At 71.3% G+C, this 23,334-nt stretch carries 18 protein-coding genes; 14 read left to right on the top strand and 4 right to left on the bottom strand.

Features of this window, described 5'->3' with window-relative positions:
• Nucleotides 1-48: 48 nt before the first annotated feature.
• Entirely contained in the window at nt 49-582 is a 534-nt protein-coding gene (locus tag ACIQMV_RS34620) for a TerD family protein (RefSeq protein ID WP_402597137.1), read from the bottom strand.
• Between the two features lie 156 nt (nt 583-738).
• On the opposite strand from ACIQMV_RS34620, the gene ACIQMV_RS34615 reads away from it, so the two are divergent.
• The 5 genes from ACIQMV_RS34615 (at nt 739) to ACIQMV_RS34595 (ending at nt 4,869) form a co-directional block, all read left to right on the top strand.
• Entirely contained in the window at nt 739-1,344 is a 606-nt protein-coding gene (locus tag ACIQMV_RS34615; RefSeq protein ID WP_402597136.1) for a YdbC family protein, read from the top strand.
• Between the two features lie 115 nt (nt 1,345-1,459).
• On the top strand, nt 1,460-2,128 hold the full coding sequence (locus ACIQMV_RS34610) for a histidine phosphatase family protein (protein WP_402597135.1): 669 nt from the start codon (nt 1,460-1,462) through the stop codon (nt 2,126-2,128).
• 3 nt (nt 2,129-2,131) lie between these two features.
• A complete protein-coding gene (locus ACIQMV_RS34605; RefSeq protein ID WP_141357640.1) occupies nt 2,132-3,040 on the top strand; it encodes an ADP-ribosylglycohydrolase family protein in 909 nt (302 codons plus the stop codon).
• Between the two features lie 429 nt (nt 3,041-3,469).
• Nucleotides 3,470-4,171, top strand: a complete 702-nt coding sequence (locus tag ACIQMV_RS34600) for a ribonuclease HII (protein WP_141357638.1) — start codon at nt 3,470-3,472, stop codon at nt 4,169-4,171.
• A gap of 68 nt (nt 4,172-4,239) precedes the next feature.
• Nucleotides 4,240-4,869: a hypothetical protein gene (locus ACIQMV_RS34595; protein ID WP_402597134.1), complete on the top strand. Its 630-nt coding sequence runs from the start codon at nt 4,240-4,242 to the stop codon at nt 4,867-4,869.
• Nucleotides 4,870-5,094: 225 nt separating this feature from the next.
• On the opposite strand, the gene ACIQMV_RS34590 is transcribed toward ACIQMV_RS34595, so the two are convergent.
• The gene (locus tag ACIQMV_RS34590; protein WP_402597133.1) at nt 5,095-5,709 is read right to left on the bottom strand and encodes a hypothetical protein; all 615 of its coding nucleotides are present in this window, start codon (nt 5,707-5,709) and stop codon (nt 5,095-5,097) included.
• 261 nt (nt 5,710-5,970) lie between these two features.
• Complete coding sequence (locus tag ACIQMV_RS34585) at nt 5,971-8,136, bottom strand: RecQ family ATP-dependent DNA helicase (RefSeq protein WP_402597132.1); 2,166 nt, start codon at nt 8,134-8,136, stop codon at nt 5,971-5,973.
• Between the two features lie 156 nt (nt 8,137-8,292).
• On the opposite strand from ACIQMV_RS34585, the gene ACIQMV_RS34580 reads away from it, so the two are divergent.
• The 6 genes from ACIQMV_RS34580 (at nt 8,293) to ACIQMV_RS34555 (ending at nt 17,973) form a co-directional block, all read left to right on the top strand.
• Nucleotides 8,293-9,846, top strand: coding sequence for a DUF4192 domain-containing protein (locus tag ACIQMV_RS34580; RefSeq protein WP_402597131.1), 1,554 nt, complete (start codon nt 8,293-8,295; stop codon nt 9,844-9,846).
• A gap of 108 nt (nt 9,847-9,954) precedes the next feature.
• Nucleotides 9,955-10,713 (top strand): NUDIX domain-containing protein, encoded by a 759-nt coding sequence (locus tag ACIQMV_RS34575; RefSeq protein ID WP_141357628.1) that lies wholly within the window; start codon nt 9,955-9,957, stop codon nt 10,711-10,713.
• Nucleotides 10,714-10,885: 172 nt separating this feature from the next.
• Complete coding sequence (locus ACIQMV_RS34570) at nt 10,886-13,966, top strand: ATP-binding cassette domain-containing protein (protein WP_402597130.1); 3,081 nt, start codon at nt 10,886-10,888, stop codon at nt 13,964-13,966.
• Between the two features lie 162 nt (nt 13,967-14,128).
• On the top strand, nt 14,129-15,016 hold the full coding sequence (locus tag ACIQMV_RS34565) for a FadR/GntR family transcriptional regulator (RefSeq protein WP_402597129.1): 888 nt from the start codon (nt 14,129-14,131) through the stop codon (nt 15,014-15,016).
• A 440-nt stretch (nt 15,017-15,456) separates the two neighbouring features.
• Entirely contained in the window at nt 15,457-16,995 is a 1,539-nt protein-coding gene (locus ACIQMV_RS34560) for an RNA polymerase sigma factor (protein ID WP_402597128.1), read from the top strand.
• A 120-nt stretch (nt 16,996-17,115) separates the two neighbouring features.
• Nucleotides 17,116-17,973, top strand: coding sequence for a serine protease (locus ACIQMV_RS34555; protein WP_402597127.1), 858 nt, complete (start codon nt 17,116-17,118; stop codon nt 17,971-17,973).
• A 97-nt stretch (nt 17,974-18,070) separates the two neighbouring features.
• On the opposite strand, the gene ACIQMV_RS34550 is transcribed toward ACIQMV_RS34555, so the two are convergent.
• Nucleotides 18,071-18,301, bottom strand: a complete 231-nt coding sequence (locus ACIQMV_RS34550; protein WP_141357618.1) for a hypothetical protein — start codon at nt 18,299-18,301, stop codon at nt 18,071-18,073.
• A 442-nt stretch (nt 18,302-18,743) separates the two neighbouring features.
• On the opposite strand from ACIQMV_RS34550, the gene ACIQMV_RS34545 reads away from it, so the two are divergent.
• From ACIQMV_RS34545 to ACIQMV_RS34535, 3 genes are all read left to right on the top strand, one after another.
• A complete protein-coding gene (locus ACIQMV_RS34545; protein WP_402597126.1) occupies nt 18,744-20,867 on the top strand; it encodes a type IIA DNA topoisomerase subunit B in 2,124 nt (707 codons plus the stop codon).
• A 176-nt stretch (nt 20,868-21,043) separates the two neighbouring features.
• The gene (locus ACIQMV_RS34540; RefSeq protein WP_141357614.1) at nt 21,044-21,598 is read left to right on the top strand and encodes a DUF485 domain-containing protein; all 555 of its coding nucleotides are present in this window, start codon (nt 21,044-21,046) and stop codon (nt 21,596-21,598) included.
• Nucleotides 21,595-23,187 (top strand): cation acetate symporter, encoded by a 1,593-nt coding sequence (locus tag ACIQMV_RS34535; RefSeq protein WP_141357612.1) that lies wholly within the window; start codon nt 21,595-21,597, stop codon nt 23,185-23,187. The genes ACIQMV_RS34540 and ACIQMV_RS34535 overlap by 4 nt, the downstream gene beginning before the upstream one ends.
• Nucleotides 23,188-23,334: the final 147 nt, after the last annotated feature.

Here is a 23,334-nt window from a genome sequence, read left to right as displayed (position 1 = left end):
GTGAAGTAAGGGGCGTCGGCCATGGGCCGCGCCCCTTACGCGTTTCGGCTACGACGGGCGCGCCCGGCCCATGACGCGGGTGAAGGCCTCCGGATCGTCCTCGAAGCCGAGGACGCCGGGGCGGAACTCCCAGTTGCCCGCCCCGTTCCGCGCGAACTCCGCGACCGTGGCCGCCGTCGCGCCGAGCACACCGCCGAAGTCGTCCTCCGCCAGGACGGTGTATCCCTCGCGGACGCGCATTCCGGGACCGAGCACGCCGGCGAAGGTGCGGTGCGCCGGACGCTGCTGGATGACGACGCCGACCACCACGCGCGCGTACCCGTCGTCGAGCCGGTCGAGTTCGAGGGTCATGACCTCGTCCCACCCGAAGCCCTGGCCGTCCCTGCTGTCCCGGTTGAGATAGATGGTTCCGTCGGGGGAACGGCTCTCGAAATGCACCACATACGCCGGATCGCCATGCGGGTCGCCGGCCCTGTAGACCGCGGTGACCAGATCCAGATCAGTGGGTGGCTGCCCCGCGGGACTGGGATCCCACTTGACCGCGACCTCGACCTTGCCGATCCCCTTGCTGAGTCCGCTCATCTGACTCCCCCTTGACCGACACCGTGCGCCCCTCTGCCTCAACTTCCATTCCAGGGACGCTTGTTGTCCATCGTGCCACGCGCGCGGGGGCGCTTGCGCGGGCGCTGTCCCCACAGGAGTGACCGATGCCACGTCGCAGGGCCTTACGATGGCGCGGTGCTGGTCAAGTGGATTCGCTGCACCGTGGTGGACCGCCGGGGCTTCGAGCGGGGGCAGCGGAAGTGGGCGGGGCTTCTGGGGGAGCCGGGGTTTCGGGGACAGGGGGGCGGGTGGAGCCGGGGACGGCCGGGTGTCGCGCACATCTTCGCCTTCTGGGAGAGCCGTGCCTTCTACGACTCCTTCATGGCCCGCTCCCACGACCGGCTGGCGGCGGCGCAGGCCGGCACCTTCAAGGACGCCCAGGTCCGGCTGTTCGACTACCGGTTCGACGTGAAGACGGGCTTCGAACCCCGCTTCGCGGACGCCGATCTGCTGCGGGTCGCCCTCTGCCGGGTCCACGAGGAGCGCGCCGAGCACTTCACGCTGATGCAGGAGAAGGTCTGGAACCCGGCGATGGCCGGCTCGCCCGGCATGGTGCGCGGCCTGTTCGGTGAGGCTCCCGGCAACGAGTTCCTCGTGCTGTCCATGTGGCAGTCCTCCGCCGAGCACGGCAAGTACCGCACGGAGCGTGTGGAGCGCCTGGCACTGCGCGCCCAGACGGAGGCCGACGTGGCCTCGCTCACGGGCGACATCGTGGAACTCGAGAGCACCTGGACGGTCTGACAGCGGACGGTTGCCCACGGGCTTGTGTGGCGCGGGCCGCACGATTTGTGTGATCTGCGCCGTACGAGGCCCGCTGGAGTCCTCGATCGGCGCCGACCCGATCTACTGTTCTGGCATGGCACGACCACGGCGCATCATCCTTGTCCGGCACGGCGAGTCAACGGGCAACGTCGATGACACCGTGTACGAGCGCGAACCCGACCACGCGCTGGCACTCACCGAGCGGGGCCGACGACAGGCCGAGGAGACCGGCAAGGAGCTGCGGGACCTGTTCGGGCGCGAACGCGTGAGCGTCTACGTCTCCCCCTACCAGCGCACCCACGAGACCCTCCACTCCTTCCACCTGGACCCCGACCTCATACGCGTGCGCGAAGAGCCGCGGCTGCGCGAGCAGGACTGGGGGAACTGGCAGGAGTGCGACGACGTGCGCCTCCAGAAGACCTACCGGGACGCCTACGGGCACTTCTTCTACCGCTTCGCCCAGGGCGAGTCCGGAGCCGACGTCTACGACCGGGTCGGCGGCTTCCTGGAGAGCCTCTTCCGCAGTTTCGAGGATCCTGACCACCCGCCCAACGTCCTCCTGGTGACCCACGGCCTGGCCATGCGGCTCTTCTGCATGCGCTGGTTCCACTGGACCGTCGCCGAGTTCGAGAGCCTTTCGAACCCGGGGAACGCCGAGATGCGGATGCTCGTTCTCGGGGGCGACGGCAAGTACACGCTCGACCGTCCGTTCGAGCAGTGGTGTGAGCCGGAATCGTACGGGACCACTGGATGGAGCGGCTGAGCGATGACCCCTGACTCCTCTCCGGGCGTGCGCCTGGAGCGTGCCCTGGCCAGCACGCGCGGGCTCGCGGTGGGGGACGCGCTGGGCTCGCAGTTCTTCGCCCCGGTGAACTACCCGCTGCTCAGGCGTCGCGAGCTGCCGTCCGGCCCGTGGCAGTGGACGGACGACACCGAGATGGCCTGTTCCGTCGTCACCGTCCTGGCCGCCCATCACCGCGTCGACCAGGACGCCCTGGCCGAGTCCTTCGCCCGGCGCCACGCACCGGAGCGCGGGTACGGCGCGGGGACGGCCGGTCTGCTGCGGCGGATCAGTGAGGGCGGCGACTGGCGCACGCTGGCGCCCGCGCTGTTCAAGGGGCATGGGTCGTGGGGGAGCGGCGCCGCGATGCGCACGGCGCCCCTGGGCGCCTGGTACGCGGACGACCCGGAGCAGGCCACCCACCAGGCCGAGATCTCCGCCTACCCCACCCACCAGCACCGTGAGGCCGTCGTGGGCGCCATGGCCGTGGCCGCGGCCGCCGCGCTGGCCGCCGCACCCGGCGGACCGCCGAGCGCGGAGGCGCTGCTCGGCGGTGTCATCGACCTCGTACCGGCCAGGAGCGCCGTCGGCGCCGGTCTGCGGCGTGCCCGCGACATGCTCGACTACGGCGACGTGGCCACCGTCGCCGCGGTCCTCGGCAGCGGACGGCGCACGACCGCACACGACACGGTGCCCTTCGCTCTGTGGTCCGCCGCCAGGTGCCTGGCCGACTTCGAGGACGCGTTCTGGACGACCGCCCGGGCCGGCGGCGACGTGGACACCACCTGCGCCATCGTGGGCGGCGTGCTCGCCTCGGGGAAGGCCGGGGCCCCGCCCGCCGAGTGGGTGCGGCGCACGGAGGCGCTGCCCGACTGGGTCCCGATGTCCGTGTGACCTCCGGCTCGCGGTCGTTGCCGGCGCGGGAGGCGAGCGCCCGGGGCGTCCCCGCTCCGTGTTTCGCATGTCGATTCACGAATGCGATCAAGCGTGAGCGGAGTGCCTCCAGATGTGATCTCCGAAGGGGCGATCGAGTCGACGATCAGGCTTCTTCTGGACGTCGTCACCCCTGGAACGCGGCCGGGTGGAGCGGGGTCCGACGCTGCGAACAGCCTTGTGTGCGCAGTTGTCCGGGTGGCGATGACCCGCCACGCCGGGATGTGCACGAGCGAATGAGCGGGCCGTGATCGTCAAGGGATGACCGGTCGGCCGATGGTTCCGCCACCGCCCCGACCGACCGCTGACCGTCCGGGTGCGGGACGTCGTGGTTCTCCGGGGAAACCGGGGTGTCGCAGCGGGATCCGCGCAGCGTAGGCTAAGGGCGCCATGCCGTACGAACCACCCACTCACACCGTCGAGCGCTCTCTCAGGGCCACGACCGGAGCGAAGGTCATTGCCGGTGTCGACGAGGTGGGGCGCGGCGCTTGGGCCGGTCCCGTCACCGTCTGCGCGGCGGTCACCGGACTGCGCCGGCCGCCCGTCGGGCTCACCGACTCGAAACTGCTGACCGTCAAGCGACGCACCGAACTCGCGGCGGAACTGCAGACGTGGGTGACCGCGTACGCCCTCGGGAACTCCTCTCCGGAGGAGATCGACAGCCTGGGGATGACGGCGGCGCTGCGGCTCGCGGCCGTGCGCGCCCTGGAGGCACTGCCCATCCCCCCGGACGCGGTCATCCTCGACGGGAAGCACGACTACCTCGGCGCCCCCTGGAGGGTCCGTACGGTCATCAAGGGGGACCAGTCGTGCGTGGCCGTCGCGGCGGCTTCGGTGATCGCCAAGGTTCACCGCGACAAAATGATGGCCGAACTGGGTATCGAGCATGCAGACTTCGGCTTTGCGGCCAATGCCGGATATCCGTCGCCCGTGCACAAGGCCGCGCTGGAGGAGCGGGGACCCACCCCGTACCACCGGCTGTCGTGGGCGTATCTTGATGCGCTGCCCCGGTGGCGGCATCTCAAGAAGGTCCGCGTCTGGGCAGACGGAGGCGTTCCGGAGGTCGAAGGTCAGCTCGGCTTCGACTTCTGATCGTTCCGCTCGGCCCGAAGTGCCACCCGCCCACGCGAGCCGCACCAACGTTTGATAAATATCAGCCCATGCCTCTCATTCCCGAGGAGCCTCAGATTCACGAGAGTGCCCAGGGTCCCCGCGTCACGCCGTCCGCCGGCCGTACCGCGCCGACCCCCCGCCCCGTTCCCGGCCCCCGTCCCGCGGCTCCGCCGCGCCCCGGTCGTCCAGGTCCCGCACGGCCCGCGCCGCCGGCGCAGCGCGTGCCGCGGGAGTCGGCCCCGGCCAAGCCCGCGCCGTCGCGGGCGACGGCCCCCGCCGCCTCGGCGACCCCTCAGATCCAACTCGTTCCGGCTTCCGCGGACGGCGCGCTCGACGCCGCCGAGGAAGCGGTCGACCTGCTCCTGGAGTCGGGCCGTGCCCCCGGCGACGTACTGGTGATCACCACCGGTGAGTCGCATCCGTGGGCCGTGCACGAACTGTCCTTCGGTGAGGCGTCCTACTGGGCGCAGCACGACGCGCGCGACGACGTGTTCTACACGGACGCAGCCGTGGCCTCGCGTGCCGCGTCCCGCCCCGTGGTCGTGGTCGCGGTCAACGGCGGCCCCGAGGCCGTTGGTGCCAAGGCCCTGTCCCTGGCGCACACCAAGGCCGGCGCGCTGCTGGTCGTCTGCGGCGACCCACAGCAGATCAACTCGGTGCTGGGCGCGGCTGTCTGAGCCGCGTCCGGCCCGTCCGGCGGTCCTGAGCCCGTACGGCTTCCAGTCCGTGCGGCCTTCAGTCCGTCCGGCGGTCCTGCCCTCGTCCGGGGGCCCTGAACCCGCCCGGGGGCCGAGAGTAGGTGACGTCGTGCCCGCCGCGCCGCAAGACCGGCGGCGGGGCCTTCGGCGTGCGTACTCCGGTTGCCCGTCAGGCATGAGCGGACGACGGTGGGCGTGCCGTCCTCAGCGGGCCGCCGCGCGGCGCAGCACCTCGGAGGCCGCGCCGCCGGTGCGTGGCAGCGGGGACGGAGCCTCGGCGGTGCCGAAGGGCTCGGGTGCCGAGTACGCGTGCGGCCGTCGGCCCCCGCGGCCCTCGCCGAGGACCTGCCAGCCGTCCCGGGTCAGTGTGATGTACGCCCCGCAGCGCAGCCCGTGCAGTGTGCAGGCGTCACGCAGTCCCCACATCCAGGCCCCGTCCTCCTCGGTCCAACGCGCGTCCCCGTCACGGCAGTAGAGCAGTACGGCGGTGCGCACCGGGGTACGGCGCCGCAGGTCGTGCGGGATGACTTGACGCAGTTGGGCCAGCAGCGCGTTGCGGAACATCCAGCCGTCGGCGGGCGCCGACCGGTGGGCGAAGGAGGCGCTCGCCCGCAGCCGCTCGTCCAGGTCGAGGACCGCGACCACGGCGGTGGCGGGCCGGGGGTGATGCCGGGCGTGCAGTCCGCTGACGACCTCCCGCGGATTGCGCAGCAGCGGGATGCCCGCGGCCGCCCACTCCGCGGGTTCGAGCACGCGGTGGACGGAGGTGGCGGACGTCAACAACGATGCCGCCGAGGACGGAGCGAATCCGAAGGTCACGTTCCTCCCTTCGGCTACGCGCCCACACTGCGGGCGGGATCGGATTCGGGGGAGCGCACACCGCAGGAAAGCCCTACCGGCCAACGGCTGAGCCGTGCGGGGAGCGGACTTCAATTCTTCCTGTCGAACTGGGATGCGGCAACGAGCAATTGAGGGCACCGGCCGTTATCGGGCGACGCACGGCTTATATCCCTACCCGGCGCTCGCCCCGCGACTCCTGGGACCGCCCGCGTCGTGCACGTGGGACGCAGACGTGTCCCATCAGCCCTGCACCGCCAGGACCAGTGGCATCACCGCCTTCGCGCCGGCCCTTCTGAGCAGGCGGGCGGCGACCGCGAGGGTCCAGCCGGTCTCGGTGAAGTCGTCCACGAGCAGCACCGGGCCGGGATGGGCGGCCAGGGCGGAGACCAGGTCGGAGGGTACGGTCAGTGCCCCGTCCAGGGCCTTCAGACGCTGGGCGCTGTTGCTCCGCGGCACCCGCCGCGCGTCCGGCGTGTACTCCACGCCGCCCAGCAGCGGCAGACGGCCGACCTCCGAGATGTGCGTGCCCAGGGAGTGGATCAGCCGGGGCCGGGTGCGAGAGGGCATGGTGACGACGCCGACCGGGCGCGTTCCCGCGTCCGCCGCGCCCGGGGCCCAGCCGCCGGGTCCTTTCGCCCAGTCGGCCAGTGCGCCCACCACCGCACGCGCCACGTCCTCCGGCAGGGGAGCGTCGGGGGTCCGGGACGCGAGCATCGGCCGCAGCCGGTTGCCCCAGCCGATGTCCGAGAGACGTCCCAAAGCCCGCCCCTCAGCGGCCTGTTCACCGGCCGGGATACGCCCCCTGAGGTCGACGCCGACCGCAGGCAGGCCAGTTGGCCACATGCGTCGGGGCTGCACCTCCACACCGGCCCGGCCGAGGTCCACGCGCGCGGCGTCCAGCGCCGCGGTGGACGTGTCCGCGGTGAAGCGGGCGCCCGCGCAGTTGTCGCAGCGACCGCAGGGCCTGGCGCTGTCGTCGTCGAGCCGGCGTTGCAGGAACTCCATCCGGCAGCCCGTCGCCGCCGCGTACTCGCGCATCGCCTGCTGCTCGGCCTCCCGCTGCCGCGCGACCCACTCGTACCGCTGCGCGTCGTACGTCCACGGCCCGCCGGTCGCGATCCAGCCACCCTTGACCCGCTTGACCGCTCCGTCCACGTCGAGCACCTTGAGCATCGCCTCCAGCCGGGAACGGCGCAGCTCCACCAGGGGCTCCAGGGCGGGCAGCGACAGGGACCCCTCAGCACGGGCGAGCACGTCGAGGGTCCGGCGCACCAGATCCTCGGAGGGGAAGGCGAGCGACGCGAAGTACTCCCAGATCGCCTCGTCCTCCTTCCCGGGAAGCAGGAGCACCTCGGCGTGCTCCACGCCACGGCCCGCGCGGCCCACCTGCTGGTAGTAGGCGATGGGGGAGGACGGCGACCCCAGGTGCACGACGAAACCGAGGTCGGGCTTGTCGAAGCCCATGCCCAGCGCCGAGGTGGCGACCAGGGCTTTGACCTTGTTCGCGAGCAGGTCCTCCTCGGCCTGCTGCCGGTCGGAGTTCTCCGTCTTGCCGGTGTAGGACGCGACCGTGTGGCCGCGCTGCCGCAGGAAGGCGGTGACCTCCTCGGCCGCTGCGACCGTGAGCGTGTAGACGATTCCGGAACCCGGCAGTTCGCCGAGGTGGTCGGCGAGCCAGGCCATCCGGTGCGCGGCGTCCGGCAGCCGCAGCACGTTCAGGCTGAGGCTCTCCCGGTCCAGCGGACCACGCAGTACCAGGGTGTCGAAGGAGTCTCCTGTCCCCAGCTGCTCCGCGACGTCCGCGGTCACGCGCGCGTTGGCGGTGGCGGTGGTGGCGAGGACGGGGACGCCGGGCGGGAGCTCGGTGAGCATGGTGCGCAGCCGCCGGTAGTCCGGGCGGAAGTCGTGGCCCCAGTCGGAGATGCAGTGCGCCTCGTCCACCACGAGCAGTCCCGTCGCCGCGGCGAGCTTGGGCAGGACCTGGTCGCGGAAGTCCGGGTTGTTCAGCCGCTCGGGGCTGACCAGCAGGACGTCGACCGTCCCTTCGGCGATCTCGCCCTGAACGGTGTCCCACTCCTCGGTGTTCGCCGAGTTGATCGTCCGGGCGTGGATGCCGGCGCGGGCCGCGGCCTCGACCTGGTTGCGCATGAGGGCGAGCAGCGGGGAGACGATCACGGTGGGGCCGCTTCCGCGCGCCCGGAGCAGGGAGGTGGCCACGAAGTAGACCGCGGACTTGCCCCAGCCGGTGCGCTGCACGACCAGGGCCCGGCGCCGGTCTGCGACCAGGGCCTCGATGGCCTTCCACTGGTCCTCGCGCAGTCGGGCCGTGCCCGTGCCGTCGCCGACCAGACGGGCGAGGACCGCGTCGGCCGCCTTCCTGAGGTCCGCGTTGTTCGTGTGCTCCATGCGTCCCATACAACAGGACGGCACTGACAACCGGGAAAGACCTGAGGTGGGCGGCAGTCGGGCCGGAGCCGGAACGCGGGCTGCGGCTGACGTGTCCTCGTCCAGAGTTGTCCACAGGCCCAAGCGGACTTTTGTGATCCGCGAGATCGTCGGCACATGACGAATCACAGCGAAACGACAGGATCCTTCGAAAACGGTGACATCGCGTACGACGGATCCGCCCCCGAACACCAGGTCACCCTCCGCACTCCCGCCGAGCTCGCCGACGCCCTGCCGTATCTCCTCGGGTACCGCCCCGAGGACAGCATCGTCCTGGTCGCGCTGAACGGCCGGGGCGGGCGCGGCCGGTTCGGTGGCCGTGCCCGGCTCGGCATTCCCGCCAGCAAGGACGACTGGCCGTTCGCCGCCCGTCAGCTGGCCCACGGCCTGATCACGGGCAGCGAGCGCAGGGGTGCCAAGCCCGAGCAGATGGTGGCCTTCCTCTGCCAGGAGCCGGCGGCGGACGAGTCGGGCCGGGACGTCGTGCGGCGGCTGGAGCCGCTGGCCCAGAAACTGCGTACGGAATGCGGCCACCTCGACGTCCCCGTGATCGAGGCGCTGTGCATCTCCGACGGGCGCTTCTGGTCGTACTGCTGCCCGACCGACGGCTGCTGCCCCGACGACGGACTGCCCATGGGACTGCCCGGCACCTCCGTGCTGGCCGCCGCGGCGGCGTACGCGGGCGTCCAGGTCAGAGGAAGCCTGAAGGAGCTGCGGGCCAGGCTGCTCCCCTGGGAGACCGCCGCGGCCCTGGAACAGGAGATCGCCCTGGACACCGCCGGACTGTCCCTGGTGCCCAGGATCCTCGACGAGGTCGAGCGCGCGTCGGTGGTCGAGGAGACCCTGAAGCTCGCCGAGCGCGTCATGACCCGGTTCGCCGAGACGCCTTCCCTGCCCGGTGACGCCCGTGCGGACCTCCGCGACGACCAGCTGCTCGACCATGAGGAAGCGGCAGCGCTGATCCTGGGCCTCCAGGACCGTACGACACGGGACCGCGCCGCCGAGTGGATGGAGGGAGACGAGGAGGGTCCGGCGCTGCGGCTGTGGCGGGCGCTCGCCCGACGTTGCGTCGGCCCGTACGGAGAACACGCCGCGGCGCCCCTGACCCTCGCGGGCTGGGTGGCCTGGTCCGCCGGGGACCAGCTGGAGGCCCGGGAGGCCCTGGCCATGGCGCTGGGAGCGGACCCCGACTACCTCTTCGCCCGCCTCCTGCACCAGGCTTGCAACGAGGGGCTCGACCCCGAGTCGGTCCGGCGCTGCCTGCGCGCCGAGCGACAGGGACGCGCTCGGTCTAAAACCGCGGACGCCGGTGCGGTGGCGGCTGCGGTCGGGACCGAGACGCCGCAGGACGGACCGATCACCAGGGACGACGCGGCCGCAGGGGCCGACGCGGTCGCCACGGTGCCGCGCGAGGTGATCGGAACCGACGGAGGCGCTGCCCCGACGGCGCCGGAACCGCCGTCCCTCCCTTGCCGCCGGAGGCGCGTGGACGGACCCGTCCCGGTCGGGTCGCGCCCCGCGACCTCGCGGACCGACGGCCCATGCGCGGGTCCTTCCAGGACGCCGGGTCGTCCGCGTACGCGCTCCTCGGGACGGGGTGGTCCGCGTCGCCGAGGCGCCGACAAGTCGGGTGCCGGCCGGGGGAGCGGCGCCGCCGGGAAGCGTCCGTGAACGAACGCCCGCGGGGCCCGCGGGAGAGCGGAGGACCGATGTGGATCAGCCATCGATGCGACCGGCGAAGGGAGTGTTTATCGTCAGGCAGACGACTATGATCGCGGCATGCCCTACGACCCGTCAGCCTTTCCGCCTTTCGCCGTCACTGTAGACCTGGTCGTGCTGACCGTGCGTCGTCATTCCCTGTGCGCGTTGGCGGTGCGCAGGGGTGAGCCGCCGTTCCAGGGCCGGTGGGCGCTTCCCGGAGGCTTCGTACGGGCCGACGAGGATCTGGCGCAGGCGGCGGCGCGGGAACTGGTGGAGGAGACCGGGCTGTGCGTGCACGACCCGTTGGCCCCGGTCCAGGACAACGGCGCACACCTGGAGCAGCTCGCGACCTACGGCGACCCCAAGCGTGACCCGCGGATGAGGGTCGTCAGCGTCGCTCACCTCGCCCTGGCTCCCGATCTGCCCGCGCCTCGGGCGGGCGGCGACGCCGAACACGCCCGTTGGGCGCCCGTGGAGGAACTGCTGCAACAGGGCGGCTACGGCCGTGACGGAGAGCCGGTGGCGCCGCTGGCCTTCGATCACGCCCAGATCCTCGCGGACGGAGTGGAGCGGGCACGCTCGAAGATCGAGTACTCCTCGCTGGCGACCGCGTTCTGTCCGCCCGAGTTCACCGTCGGTGAACTGCGCCGTGTGTACGAGGGGGTGTGGGGCGTGGCCCTCGATCCGCGCAACTTCCACCGCAAGGTGACGGGCACCCCGGGCTTCCTCGTGCCGACCGGAGGGACGACCACCCGCCAGGGCGGCCGGCCTGCCCAGCTCTTCCGGGCCGGGGGAGCCACCCTGCTCAACCCGCCGATGCTGCGCCCGGAGGTCTGACCCTCGTCCGCCCGTCGCCGTCGTGAGTCGGCGCGTCCGCCAAGTCGGATGCCAGGCCCGCCGAACCGATCCTGTCGCCGCATCGGAGAAGGGAGCCGAGTAACGCCGGCGGTTGTCGAATGCGAGGCGTGATACCCGGAAAAACCGGACATGACGCGCTATCTTGCTGCGGGTGATCCAGGCCTTCGGACTGACCAGCGATTCCCGTAAGAACCTTCCGCCCTCCGTCGACGACGTTTCCTTCGAAGCGGACGCGGGTCGTGTCACCGCCCTCCTCGGAACGGCGGGCTCGGGTAAGACGACGACGCTCAGACTCATGCTCGAGCTCCAACAGGGCTGCGGCATCACCTACTTCAGGGGTCGCCCCCTGCGCCGTGTCGCCCATCCCCCGCGCGAGGTCGGCGTTTTTCTGGGCGGCGTCCCAGGACACCCCGCACGCACGGTTCGTGGCCATCTGCGCATGCTCTGTGCCGTGGCGGGTCTTCCGGCACGGCGCGCCGACCAAGTCCTTGAGGCCGTTGGCCTCGTCAGCTTCCGAGAGGAGCGTCTGGGCACACTGTCCCGGGGGGTGGACCGCCGACTGGGCCTGGCCTGCGTCCTGCTGGCCGACCCGCACACGCTGGTGCTCGACGCCCCCACCGACGGACTGCCGGCGCGGGAATGCCGTTGGCTGCACGGTGTGCTGCGGGCCCATGCGAACCAGGGCGGTACGGTCCTGTTCACCACGGCCGACCCCAAAGAGGCGGCCCACGCCGCCGACCGCGTCGTCACGCTCGAACGCGGCAGGCTCGTCGCGGATCAGGAGGCCGCGGACTTCGCCTGCCACCGGCTGCGTCCCCGAGTCACCGTGCGCAGCCCGTACGCCTCCCGCCTAGGAGCCCTCCTGACCAAGGAGGCCCGAACCGCCCGCCGCTCCGTCGAGGTCGTAGGCGAGAGCGGCAACCGTCTGTACGTCTACGGCAGTACGTGTGCCGATGTCGGCGAGGCGGCGTTCCGGCACGGCATCCTCATCCATCAACTCGCCGACGAGACCGGTGACATGGGCGCCGGTGCGGGTTCAACGCCTTCGGTGGCGGCCCCGGTCGAGGAGTCCGGGGCCGAGGACACGGTGACGGCGCCCGACGGGCGGCAGCCGTCCGCTGTCGTACCGGCCGCCGGGAAGAGGCAGTCGGCCGCGGCCGCGGCGAGCGCCGCAGGCGTCCCGTGCTCCGAGGGGGCCCGGCTCGCGGGGGGTGAACAGGGCATCCACGTCGCCTCGGCCAGAGGCGGCGGCTCCATCAGCCCGAGCTTGGAGGAACTGTCCGTCACCACGTGCCCAGGGGAGCCGTCCGTCGCCACGCGCGAGACGTCGTCGGTCAGTCCCCGTCCCGACAATGCGTCAGGCACCGCGCACGGTCTCGGCGCGCCCCCGGAGCCGCGGGCGAAGGTGGCTTCCTCCGCGACTCACACGGGAAGCGGAGTCTTGGCGGCCGGCCCCGGCGAGGGGGTGCCCACCACCCGTTCCGACGGCCCGGATCTCACACCCGGTTCCGACGGCCCGGACGTCACCACTCACCCCGACGACTCGGTCGCTCTAACCGGTGCCGGTGCCGGTGCTTCGTGGCCCACCACCCACCCCGGCGGTGCGGCTCACACCAATGGTTCCCAGCCGCCGGGACCGGCTGCCATCCCCGGGGCCAGCACCCCGGCCACCGCTTCCCTGACCCTCGACTCCACTGCCGACTTCGAAACCCGCGACTCGACCAGCGGCTCCGAAGCCCTCGGCCCCACCACCCCCGAACCCCGCGACTCGACCGCCGGCTCCGAGGCCAGGGCCGCCACCGCCACCGGCGCCGTCCGCGTCTCCTCGCCCTCCCGGGAGCCGTCTGCGCCTGCGGAAGCCCCGGACGGAGCCGCCGCGGCAACCACGCGCCCCGACCAACCCCCCGCCGAGCAGCGGGCGGCCGCACATCCCGCGACTGCGCACCTCGTGGCCGTGCACCCCACGAGCGGGCATCCCGCGGCCGGGCACCTTGTGGTCGGGCACTCTGCGGCTAGCCACGCCACGACCGGGCAGCCCGTGGCCGCGCACTCCGCGACCGTCCACCCCTCGGCCGGGCAGCCCGCGACCGGCCTGCCCGCGACCGGCCTGCCCGCACCCGGCCTGCCCGCGACCGGCCTGCCCGCGACCGGCCTGCCCGCGACCGGCCTGCCCGCGACCGGCCTCCCCGCGCCCGAACACCCCGCACCCGGCCTCCCCGCGACCGAACACCCCGCACCCGGCCTCCCCGCGACCGAACACCCCGCACCCGGCCTCCCCGCGACCGAACACCCCGCACCCGGCCACCCCACGACCGAACACCCCGCACCCGGCCACCCCACGACCGGGCAGCCCTCGATCCCACAGCCCTCGAACCCACAGCCCTCGATCCCGACTCCGCGTTCCGCCGAGGTCGTCGCACTCGATGTCTCGTCCGCTCTCCCACCCCCGATCTCCGTCCGCCCCGGGCCCAGCCCCCTGCGTCCCCTGCGGTACGAACTGCGCCGGGCCGCCGGTGTCCGCACCGGCTTCCTCGTCAGTGCCGCCGTCCTCGTCTGCTCCGCCGTCACGGCCCTGGTCATGGGGCGGATCGGGCACGCCCCCCAGCCCCGGCTGCTGGCGGCATGGCCGCGACAACTGCCCTTGCCGCCGGCGGCGCTCGGCGCCGGACTGCTCGGAGCGCTCGCCTTCGGCGACGAGTTCCGCCACCCCGCGCTGGCGGCGGACCGGGGCACCGTCCCGCGCCGGCTCGGGCTGCTGACCGCGAAGCTGATCGTGGCCACCGCGACCGCGCTGCTGCTCGCCTTCCTCACGGTCGGCTGCAACGCCGAAGTGCTTTATGCCGTGTACGGGCAGGAACTCACCCAGGTTCTCGGCGACTGGCCCTCACTGAGCGTGAGTTGGATCGGCCTCGTGGTGGGATGCGCCTGGGCCGGCGTGCTGGCCGGGGGAGTGCTCCGGTCCACCACGGGAGGTCTCGCGGCCGTGCTCTCCGTACCGGTGCTCGTCGTACCCCTGGTGCGGTGGGCGATGGGAGGGAAGGCGTGGAACGCCACCGGTCTGGCCGCCCGGCTGCGCCACGTCCTCCTGCTCCAGTGGCCCTTCGGCGGTGGCCGCTGCCTGGCCGCCGCGGCGCGGATGATCGCCCAACCCGTGGGCGGCGCCCTGGCGTTGACGCTCGTCGCGCTGCTCTGCGCCTACCTGCTGACAGCCCTGCGGAGCCGGACCCGATGACGGGGGTTCGCTCCCTTTCGGTCGGGCTCTGCACGCAACTTCCCAGGGAGAGCCCATTTCTTTCCGATAAGGCGTCAATTGAGGCGAAGTGAGCGATCACCCTTTCGTGTGCTTTTCACCAAAGACCTCAAGGGAGTTGGAGGCGACGCCGACAAAGGATCCGTGAGTACCCTTGCGCACACCATGATGACCGCCGCCCGCTCCACAGACTCAGGTCTCGTCGGCCCGGGCGAACTCGACCGTTACCCCTACACCGAGGCGACCGCCCCCGACCGCGTCGCGAGCCCCGCCTGGGAGGGCGCCGACTCGGAACTGGGGCGCGTGGGCCGGCGTACCGCGGGCAGCCGCGGCCGCGGGCTGCACGGCCAACTCGTCCAGCAGCTGGGTCAGATGATCGTCTCCGGGGACCTGGGCGCGGACCGTCCGCTGGTGCCCGAGGAGATCGGCCAGCGCTTCGAGGTCTCCCGTACCGTCGTCCGCGAGTCGCTCCGCGTCCTGGAGGCCAAGGGCCTGGTCAGCGCTCGCCCGAATGTCGGCACGCGGGTGCGCCCGGTCAGCGACTGGAATCTCCTCGACCCCGACATCATCGAGTGGCGGGCCTTCGGGCCGCAGCGCGACGACCAGCGCCGCGAGCTCAGCGAACTGCGCTGGACGATCGAGCCGCTCGCCGCGCGTCTCGCCGCCGGACACGCGCGCGAGGACATCCAGCAGCGCCTGTCCGACATGGTCGAGATCATGGGGCACGCCCTGGGGCAGGGCGACGCGCTCACCTTCTCCCGCGCGGATGCCGAGTTCCACTCGCTGCTCATCCAGATCGCGGGCAATCGGATGCTGGAGCACCTCTCCGGCATCGTCTCGGCCGCCCTCCAGGTGTCCGGCGGCCCCGTCACGGGATGCGACCGGCCGAACGAGGCCTCCCTGGCGCAGCACGCCCGGATCGTCGACGCGGTCGCGGGCGGGGACGGCACCGCGGCGGAGAACGCCATGCGCCAACTGCTCACGGTGCACCCGGAGGTCGAGCGGGTGGTCCCCGCGCCGCGCGAGCACTGAACCGCTCGGGCGGCGATCCCTGCGTGGGCGGCACGGCTGTGGCCCTGCCGTCCTCCGGCGGGGTCCGGTGAGAGGCGGTTCGCCGGCCGACCGCGGACGCGGATCCCTCCGCGAGTCGGCGGGGTCACAAGTGACTGGGGCGAGCCGCCGGTGGGGTCGTATGTGCGTGGCGACCAGCCCACTCCATCTGCCCACGTCTGGCCGTTTTTACGCACTTACGGGGTGTGACTGGGGCCACGCAGATTGGGCGTAACACTCCTGGGTACAACGCGATGACCTAAGAGGTGACAGCCGCGGAGGGAATACGGACGCCGTACACGGCGCTGTGCAACTTCCCGGCCCCCGCCCGCGCCGTCGGCCCAATCCCCAGGCCGGTGGTCGGCTCCTGTCCACGATGGACGGGGCCGGAAGCCGTTTTCCAACGTTCCGAGAGGTTGTTCGTGTCGGCCAGCACATCCCGTACGCTCCCGCCGGAGATCGCCGAGTCCGTCTCTGTCATGGCGCTCATTGAGCGGGGAAAGGCTGAGGGGCAGATCGCCGGCGACGATGTGCGTCGGGCCTTCGAAGCTGACCAGATTCCGGCCACTCAGTGGAAGAACGTACTGCGCAGCCTCAACCAGATCCTCGAGGAAGAGGGTGTGACGCTGATGGTCAGTGCCGCGGAGCCCAACAAGCGCACCCGAAAGAGCGTCGCAGCGAAGAGTCCGGCCAAGCGCACCGCCACCAAGACGGTCGCGGCGAAGACGGTGACCACCAGGAAGGCCACCGCCGCCGCTCCGGCGGCGCCCGCCGCCGGCGCGTCCGTCGAGGAAGAGGCCCCCGCGAAGAAGGCCGCTGCCAAGAAGACGACCGCCGCCAAGAAGACGGTGGCCAAGAAGACGACGGCCGCCAAGAAGACGGTGGCCAAGAAGACCACCTCCGCCAAGAAGGACGACGCCGAGCTTCTCGAGGACGAGGTGATCGAGGAGGCCAAGGGCGCGGAGGAGCCCGAGGGCGCCGAGAGTGCCGGCTTCGTGCTCTCCGACGAGGACGAGGACGACGCGCCCGCCCAGCAGGTCGCCGCGGCCGGTGCCACCGCCGACCCGGTGAAGGACTACCTCAAGCAGATCGGCAAGGTCCCCCTGCTCAACGCCGAGCAGGAGGTGGAGCTGGCCAAGCGCATCGAGGCGGGTCTCTTCGCCGAGGACAAGCTGGCGAACTCGGACAAGCTCGCCCCCAAGCTCAAGCGCGAGCTGGAGATCATCGCCGAGGACGGCCGCCGCGCCAAGAACCACCTCCTGGAGGCCAACCTCCGTCTGGTGGTCTCCCTGGCCAAGCGCTACACCGGCCGCGGCATGCTCTTCCTGGACCTCATCCAGGAGGGCAACCTCGGTCTGATCCGCGCGGTGGAGAAGTTCGACTACACCAAGGGCTACAAGTTCTCCACGTACGCCACCTGGTGGATCCGTCAGGCGATCACCCGCGCCATGGCCGACCAGGCCCGCACCATCCGTATCCCGGTGCACATGGTCGAGGTCATCAACAAGCTCGCGCGCGTGCAACGCCAGATGCTCCAGGACCTGGGCCGCGAGCCCACCCCGGAGGAGCTGGCCAAGGAACTCGACATGACCCCGGAGAAGGTCATCGAGGTCCAGAAGTACGGCCGCGAGCCCATCTCGCTGCACACCCCGCTGGGCGAGGACGGCGACAGCGAGTTCGGTGACCTCATCGAGGACTCCGAGGCGGTCGTCCCGGCCGACGCGGTCAGCTTCACGCTGCTCCAGGAGCAGTTGCACTCGGTCCTCGACACCCTGTCCGAGCGTGAGGCGGGCGTCGTCTCCATGCGCTTCGGTCTCACCGACGGTCAGCCGAAGACCCTCGACGAGATCGGCAAGGTCTACGGCGTCACGCGTGAGCGGATCCGTCAGATCGAGTCCAAGACCATGTCGAAGCTGCGCCACCCGTCGCGTTCGCAGGTGCTGCGCGACTACCTCGACTAGTCCGGACCTATGACACCGAGGGCCCGGTCCCCCCAGCGGGGACCGGGCCCTCGTGCTGCGCGTCGCGCTACCGTGCATGACTCTGGGTGTTCCGTGATCACCTGAGAGTGAGGAGCATCCATGCGACGCCGTATTGCCCGTGCCCTGATCGGGCCGCTGGTCATGGCGGCCGCCGGAGGCGTGATACCGCTGGCCGCGGCGGCGCCCGTCGCCGCCGACAGCGTTGTCATCGGCGGTTTCCCCGTCGATGTCTCGCAGAGCCCGTGGACGGTGGCGCTCTCCAGCCGTGACCGGTTCGGAGGCACCCGTGCGGGGCAGTTCTGCGGGGGCGTGGCCATCGGCCGCACCGCGGTGCTCACCGCGGCCCACTGTCTGTCCGGAGAGGCCGTGGGCGCGCCACCGACGCCGGATCTGAAGGTGATCACGGGACGTACGGATCTGCTCTCACAGCAGGGCAAGGAGGTCTCCGTGCGTGGCACCTGGGTCAATCCGCACTACGATTCCACCACCAATGCCGGTGACTTCGCCGTGCTCACTCTTGCCGAGTCCTTGCCGCAGAGTGCCGTCATCCCCATGGCGAGGGCGGGCGACCCGGCGTACTCGCCGGGCATGAGTGCCACGGTCTACGGATGGGGGGACACCACCGGTACCGGCGCCTATGCCCACAGCCTGTATGCCGCGCCTCTCCATATCCTGCCCGACGCCGAGTGCAAGAAGGCCTATCCGGGCGGCGGCGAGGGCACATACCTGCCCCAGAGCATGCTGTGCGCGGGGGAGACCGCCGGGGGCCGTGACGCATGCCAGGGGGACAGCGGGGGGCCCCTGGTCGCGCAGGGGCGGCTGATCGGGCTTGTGTCGTGGGGCAGCGGCTGCGGGCGCGCCGGGAGCCCCGGCGTCTACACGCGTGTGTCCGAGGTGGTCCGGGCGCTGAGCCGGGCCCACACGAAGGCGCCCCGCCCGTCGTCCGGCGAGTCCTGATCGGCGTCGCGGGTCACGAGGACGGGCGGTCGCTCCTGGGTGCCAGAAGCGACCGCCCGTTCGCCGGCCTGCGCCGGAAGCTCGTCGGGCGGGGAGGTCAGCGCTCTTCCTCGGAGGCGTTCGCCGGAACGGAGGTCAGACGCTCGGTCTCGTCCTGTATCTCAGCGGCGATCTTCTTGAGTTCTGGCTCGAACTTGCGACCGTGGTGGGCGCAGAAGAGCAGTTCTCCGCCGCTCAGCAGGACGACGCGCAGGTATGCCTGGGCGCCGCAGCGGTCGCAGCGATCAGCGGCCGTCAGTGGGCTCGCGGGGGTCAGAACAGTAGTCACGTCGCCTCTTCTCTAGCTCGACGAGCTGTCGTACCAGGGTCAACATCCAACCAGCCCCAAACGTTCCCGATCGTGGCTTTTCCTCGAAGATTCTGCTTCGGGGCGGTCGGCTGCTGCCGGTTTGGCGGCGAATGTGCCGTATTGCGTGTCTATGTGTCGTACGGGTTCGCGCTATCGGTCATGGTCGGTCCTCCCCGGCCGGGTTGCCGGTTGTTCATGAGGACGTGCCCGGAGCCTAAATGGTTCATGCCTCGAAGGGAACGTGATATGTGCTTCACTCGGCTGAAGGATCGAACGTGTATGCGACTCTCTACTAGTCTGTGTTTCTGCCGAGGGTTGCGTTACAAGGGCTCTACCAGGCCTCGGTACTCTCTGAGCGGCTACCCGAGCCGTGCCCTTACCCATCAGGGCCCCAACTGAAATTCAGCGAGGAGCGAACCGCGTGACCGCCGAGACGTCCGTGCCGTCCACAGCGCTGCTGGCAGGAGCAGACCGCGACGGTTCCAACTACACCGCTCGGCACCTGCTCGTCCTCGAGGGACTGGAAGCCGTGCGCAAGCGCCCGGGCATGTACATCGGCTCGACCGACAGCCGCGGTCTGATGCACTGCCTGTGGGAGATCATCGACAACTCCGTCGACGAGGCCCTCGGCGGCTACTGCGACCACATCGAGGTCGTCCTGCACGACGACGGCTCGGTGGAGGTGCGGGACAACGGCCGCGGCATCCCGGTCGACGTCGAGCCCAAGACCGGCCTGTCCGGCGTCGAGGTCGTGATGACCAAGCTGCACGCGGGCGGCAAGTTCGGCGGCGGCTCGTACGCCGCCTCCGGCGGTCTGCACGGCGTCGGCGCCTCCGTGGTCAACGCCCTGTCCGCCCGGCTGGACGTGGAGGTGGACCGCGGCGGCCACACCCACGCGATCAGCTTCCGGCGCGGCGTGCCCGGCGCGTTCACGGCGGGCGGCCCCGACGCCAGGTTCGAGGCCGGGAGCGGGCTGCGCAAGGCCAAGAAGATCCCCAAGAGCCGCAACGGCACCCGCGTGCGCTACTGGGCCGACCGCCAGATCTTCCTCAAGGACGCCAAGCTCTCCCTGGAGACCCTGCACCAGCGCGCCCGCCAGACGGCGTTCCTGGTGCCGGGGCTGACCATCGTCGTCCGTGACGAGTACGGTCTCGGCGACGGCGGCAGCAAGGGTGAGGAGTCCTTCCGCTACGACGGCGGCATCAGTGAGTTCTGCGAGTACCTGGCGAGCGACAGGGCGGTCTGCGACGTCCTCCGCTTCACCGGGCACGGGATCTTCAAGGAGACGGTCCCGGTCCTCGACGACCACGGCCAGATGACGCCCACCGAGGTCACCCGCGAGCTCGGCGTCGACGTCGCCATGCGCTGGGGGACCGGCTACGACACCACGCTGCGGTCCTTCGTCAACATCATCGCCACACCCAAGGGCGGCACGCACGTGGCCGGCTTCGAGCAGGCCGTCGCCAAGACGATGAACGAGGTGCTGCGGGCCAAGAAGATGCTGCGCGTCGCCGAGGACGACATCGTCAAGGACGACGCCCTGGAGGGCCTCACCGCGGTCGTCACGGTCCGCCTGGCCGAGCCCCAGTTCGAGGGCCAGACCAAGGAGGTCCTCGGCACCTCGGCGGCCCGCCGCATCGTGAACAACGTCATCACCAAGGAACTCAAGGCGTTCCTGACCTCCACCAAGCGCGACGCCGCACAACAGGCGCGCGTGGTGCTGGAGAAGGCGGTCGCCGCGGCCCGCACGCGCATCGCCGCCCGTCAGCACAAGGACGCGCAGCGCCGGAAGACGGCCCTGGAGTCCTCCTCGCTGCCGGCCAAGCTCGCCGACTGCCGCAGTGACGACGTCGACCGCAGCGAGTTGTTCATCGTCGAGGGCGACTCCGCGCTCGGTACGGCGAAGCTGGCGCGGAACTCCGAGTTCCAGGCGCTGCTGCCGATCCGCGGCAAGATCCTCAACGTGCAGAAGTCGTCCGTCACGGACATGCTGAAGAACGCCGAGTGCGGCGCGATCATCCAGGTGATAGGAGCCGGCTCGGGCCGTACCTTCGACCTGGACACGGCCCGCTACGGCAAGATCATCATGATGACCGACGCCGACGTGGACGGCTCCCACATCCGGACCCTGCTGCTGACGCTGTTCCACCGCTACATGCGCCCCATGGTGGAGGCGGGCCGGGTGTTCGCCGCGGTGCCGCCGCTGCACCGCATCGAGCTGGTCCAGCCGAAGAGGGGCCAGGACAAGTACGTGTACACCTACTCGGACCGCGAACTGCGCGACAAGCTGCTCGAGTTCCAGAGCAAGGGCGTGCGGTACAAGGACTCGATCCAGCGCTACAAGGGCCTCGGTGAGATGGACGCCGACCAGCTCGCCGAGACCACCATGGATCCGCGCCACCGCACCCTGCGCCGGATCAACCTCTCCGACCTGGAGGCCGCCGAGCAGGTCTTCGACCTCCTGATGGGCAACGACGTGGCACCCCGCAAGGAGTTCATCGCCAGCTCGGCCGCGACCCTGGACCGCTCGCGCATCGACGCCTAGGGCACCGGCCCTTCCGGTCCTTTCCGGTCCCTTCCGGCGCGGGCCTTCCCTTCCGGGGGAGGCCCGCGCCGACTTGTCGGTGCCGGCGCGTCCACCGACAGGGTTGCGTCACCTGATGGGGTGAAGAGCGGGGGGAAGAGAAGTCAGGGAACTTCCGGTTCTGTCCATCCTTGGGCATGCAGTCAAGCAACGACCGCTTCCATGCTGGCGGTGACGATCCCGGGAACGTGCCCGGGACCGACGAAGGCCAGGACCCGGAGCCCGAGGACATCAGGTACCGCGACCCCTGGTACGACGCGCTGGCCTCCGGCTGGGGCGACGGCAACGGCACGGGAGCTCCCGCCGCACCGGTACCGGCGGCTCGCCGGGAGGGGCGGACCGGGCCGGAGGCCGGTGCGGCGGCCGAGGCGTACCTCGAGGTGCAGCGCAGCGCGGCGTTCCAGGAGGTGCGCAGCCGCTACCGGAGGTTCGTGATGCCGGCGGTCGCCCTCTTCCTCGTCTGGTACGTGAGCTACGTCGTGACCGCCACGACCGCGCCGGGGTTCATGGCGCGACCGGTGGCGGGCGCGGTGAACGTGGGGATGCTGGCGGGCCTCGGGCAGTTCCTCAGCACCTTCCTCCTCGCCTGGGCCTACGCCCGGCACGCACGGCTGCGCAGGGACCGCGTGGCGCTCGAACTGCGCTGGGACACCCAGGAGCTGACGCGCGGCGCGCGCGGAGGTGCCTCGTGACGGGCAACCACCAGACGCTGGCACTGGTGCTGTTCAGCGTGATCGTTGCGGTCACCCTGGGGATCACCACCTGGGTGAGCCGCAACCGGCACGGATCGGCGGAGGAGTTCTACGCAGGCGGGCGGCTGTTCACGCCCATGGAGAACGGTTTTGCCGTCGCGGGTGACTACGCCTCGGCCGCCTCCTTCCTCGGAGTCCCCGGACTGATCGCCCTGTTCGGCTACGACGGGGTGCTGTACGTGGTGGGCTTCCTGGTGGCCTGGCTGGTCGTGCTCTTCCTCGTCGCCGAACTGGTCCGCAACTGCGGGCGGTTCACGCTCGCCGACGTGGTCGCCGCGCGGATGAGCGAGCGGCCGGCGCGGATCGCGGCGGGAACCTCCTCGGTCACCGTGTCCGTTCTGTATCTGGTGGCGCAGATGGTGGGCGCGGGCAGCCTGGTGGCGCTGCTCCTGGGCCGGACCGGCGCAGGGGTGCAGACCTGGACCGTCATCGGCGTCGGCGCGCTGATGGTGATCTACGTGTCGTTGGGAGGGATGCGGGCCACCACCTGGATCCAGATCGTCAAGGCGGTCCTGATGCTGGGCGGCACCGTCGTGCTGACCGTGCTCGTCCTGGTCAGGTTCCACGGCGACCTCGACCGGCTGCTGCTCACCGCGGCCGAGCGCAGCGGCCACGGGGACGCCTTCCTGGTGCCCGGACTGAAGTACGGCGGGGACCTGACCGCGCGCCTGGACTTCATCAGTCTCGGACTGGCGCTGGTGCTCGGCACGGCGGGGCTGCCGCACATCCTGTCCCGCTTCTACACCGTGCCGACCGCGCGGGCTGCCCGGCGCTCGGTGATCTGGTCCATCGGACTGATCGGTGGCTTCTACCTGATGGCGATCGTCCTCGGCTTCGGTGCGGCCGCGATCGTCGGACCGGACGCCCTGCGCGGGTCCAACGCGTCCGGGAACACGGCGGTCCCGCTGCTGGCCCTCGACCTCGGCGGCGGCGCCGACTCCACGGCGGGCACGGTCCTGTTCGCGGTGGTGGCCGCGGTCGCCTTCGCCACGATCCTCGCGGTGGTCGCCGGGATCACGCTCGCCTCCTCGGCGTCGGTGGCCCACGACCTGTACGCGTCGCTGCGGCGCCGCGGTGCCCGGCAGCGCGGCGAGGTGGCCGTGGCGCGCGTCGCCGCGGTCGGCATCGGCGTGGTCGCGATCGCCCTCGGCCTGCTCGCCCGCAACCTCAACGTGGCCTTCCTGGTGGGCCTCGCGTTCGCCGTCGCCGCCTCGGCGAACCTGCCGGTGCTGCTCTACTCCCTGTTCTGGCGCGGCTTCACGACCCGCGGCGCGGTGTGGGCCGTGTACGGCGGGCTGGTTCCCGCGCTCGGGCTCGTCGTGTTCTCCCCGGTGGTCTCCGGCAGCCCCGACGCGCTGTTCCCGGGTGTCGACTTCCAGCTCTTCCCGCTGGAGAACCCCGGCATCGTCTCCGTCCCGCTGGGATTCCTCGCCGGCTGGCTGGGCACCGTCACCTCCACCGAGGCGCCGGACGAGGCCAAACACGCCGAGACGGAGGTGAGGTCGCTGACGGGCGCGGGAGCCGTGTAGCGCCGCGCGGCGGCGTACTGCCGTGCGTCCGTCCCGGCCCCTCGGGCCTCTCGTTTGGATCATGCCGGGCTCGCGGGTCCTGGCACCGTTCCCCCAAGCTCTTCGAGCAGGGGGTACCCCCAGCCGCGTTGTCGTCGGTCGGCAGGG

It is taken from the genome of Streptomyces sp. NPDC091412 (genome assembly GCF_044756885.1).
Lineage (GTDB): Bacteria > Actinomycetota > Actinomycetes > Streptomycetales > Streptomycetaceae > Streptomyces.
The sequence above is the reverse complement of the archived record's forward strand: the minus strand, read 5'-3'. Positions and strand labels throughout refer to the sequence as shown.

What these genes read in the sequence shown, in the direction of transcription:
- ACIQMV_RS34620 (WP_402597137.1), bottom strand. Translation starts at nt 582, where the DNA reads ATGAGCGGACTCAGCAAGGGGATCGGCAAGGTCGAGGTCGCGGTCAAG.
- ACIQMV_RS34610 (WP_402597135.1), top strand. Translation starts at nt 1,460, where the DNA reads ATGGCACGACCACGGCGCATCATCCTTGTCCGGCACGGCGAGTCAACG.
- ACIQMV_RS34605 (WP_141357640.1), top strand. Translation starts at nt 2,132, where the DNA reads ATGACCCCTGACTCCTCTCCGGGCGTGCGCCTGGAGCGTGCCCTGGCC.
- ACIQMV_RS34600 (WP_141357638.1), top strand. Translation starts at nt 3,470, where the DNA reads ATGCCGTACGAACCACCCACTCACACCGTCGAGCGCTCTCTCAGGGCC.
- ACIQMV_RS34595 (WP_402597134.1), top strand. Translation starts at nt 4,240, where the DNA reads ATGCCTCTCATTCCCGAGGAGCCTCAGATTCACGAGAGTGCCCAGGGT.
- ACIQMV_RS34585 (WP_402597132.1), bottom strand. Translation starts at nt 8,136, where the DNA reads ATGGAGCACACGAACAACGCGGACCTCAGGAAGGCGGCCGACGCGGTC.
- ACIQMV_RS34580 (WP_402597131.1), top strand. Translation starts at nt 8,293, where the DNA reads ATGACGAATCACAGCGAAACGACAGGATCCTTCGAAAACGGTGACATC.
- ACIQMV_RS34575 (WP_141357628.1), top strand. Translation starts at nt 9,955, where the DNA reads ATGCCCTACGACCCGTCAGCCTTTCCGCCTTTCGCCGTCACTGTAGAC.
- ACIQMV_RS34555 (WP_402597127.1), top strand. Translation starts at nt 17,116, where the DNA reads ATGCGACGCCGTATTGCCCGTGCCCTGATCGGGCCGCTGGTCATGGCG.
- ACIQMV_RS34540 (WP_141357614.1), top strand. Translation starts at nt 21,044, where the DNA reads ATGCAGTCAAGCAACGACCGCTTCCATGCTGGCGGTGACGATCCCGGG.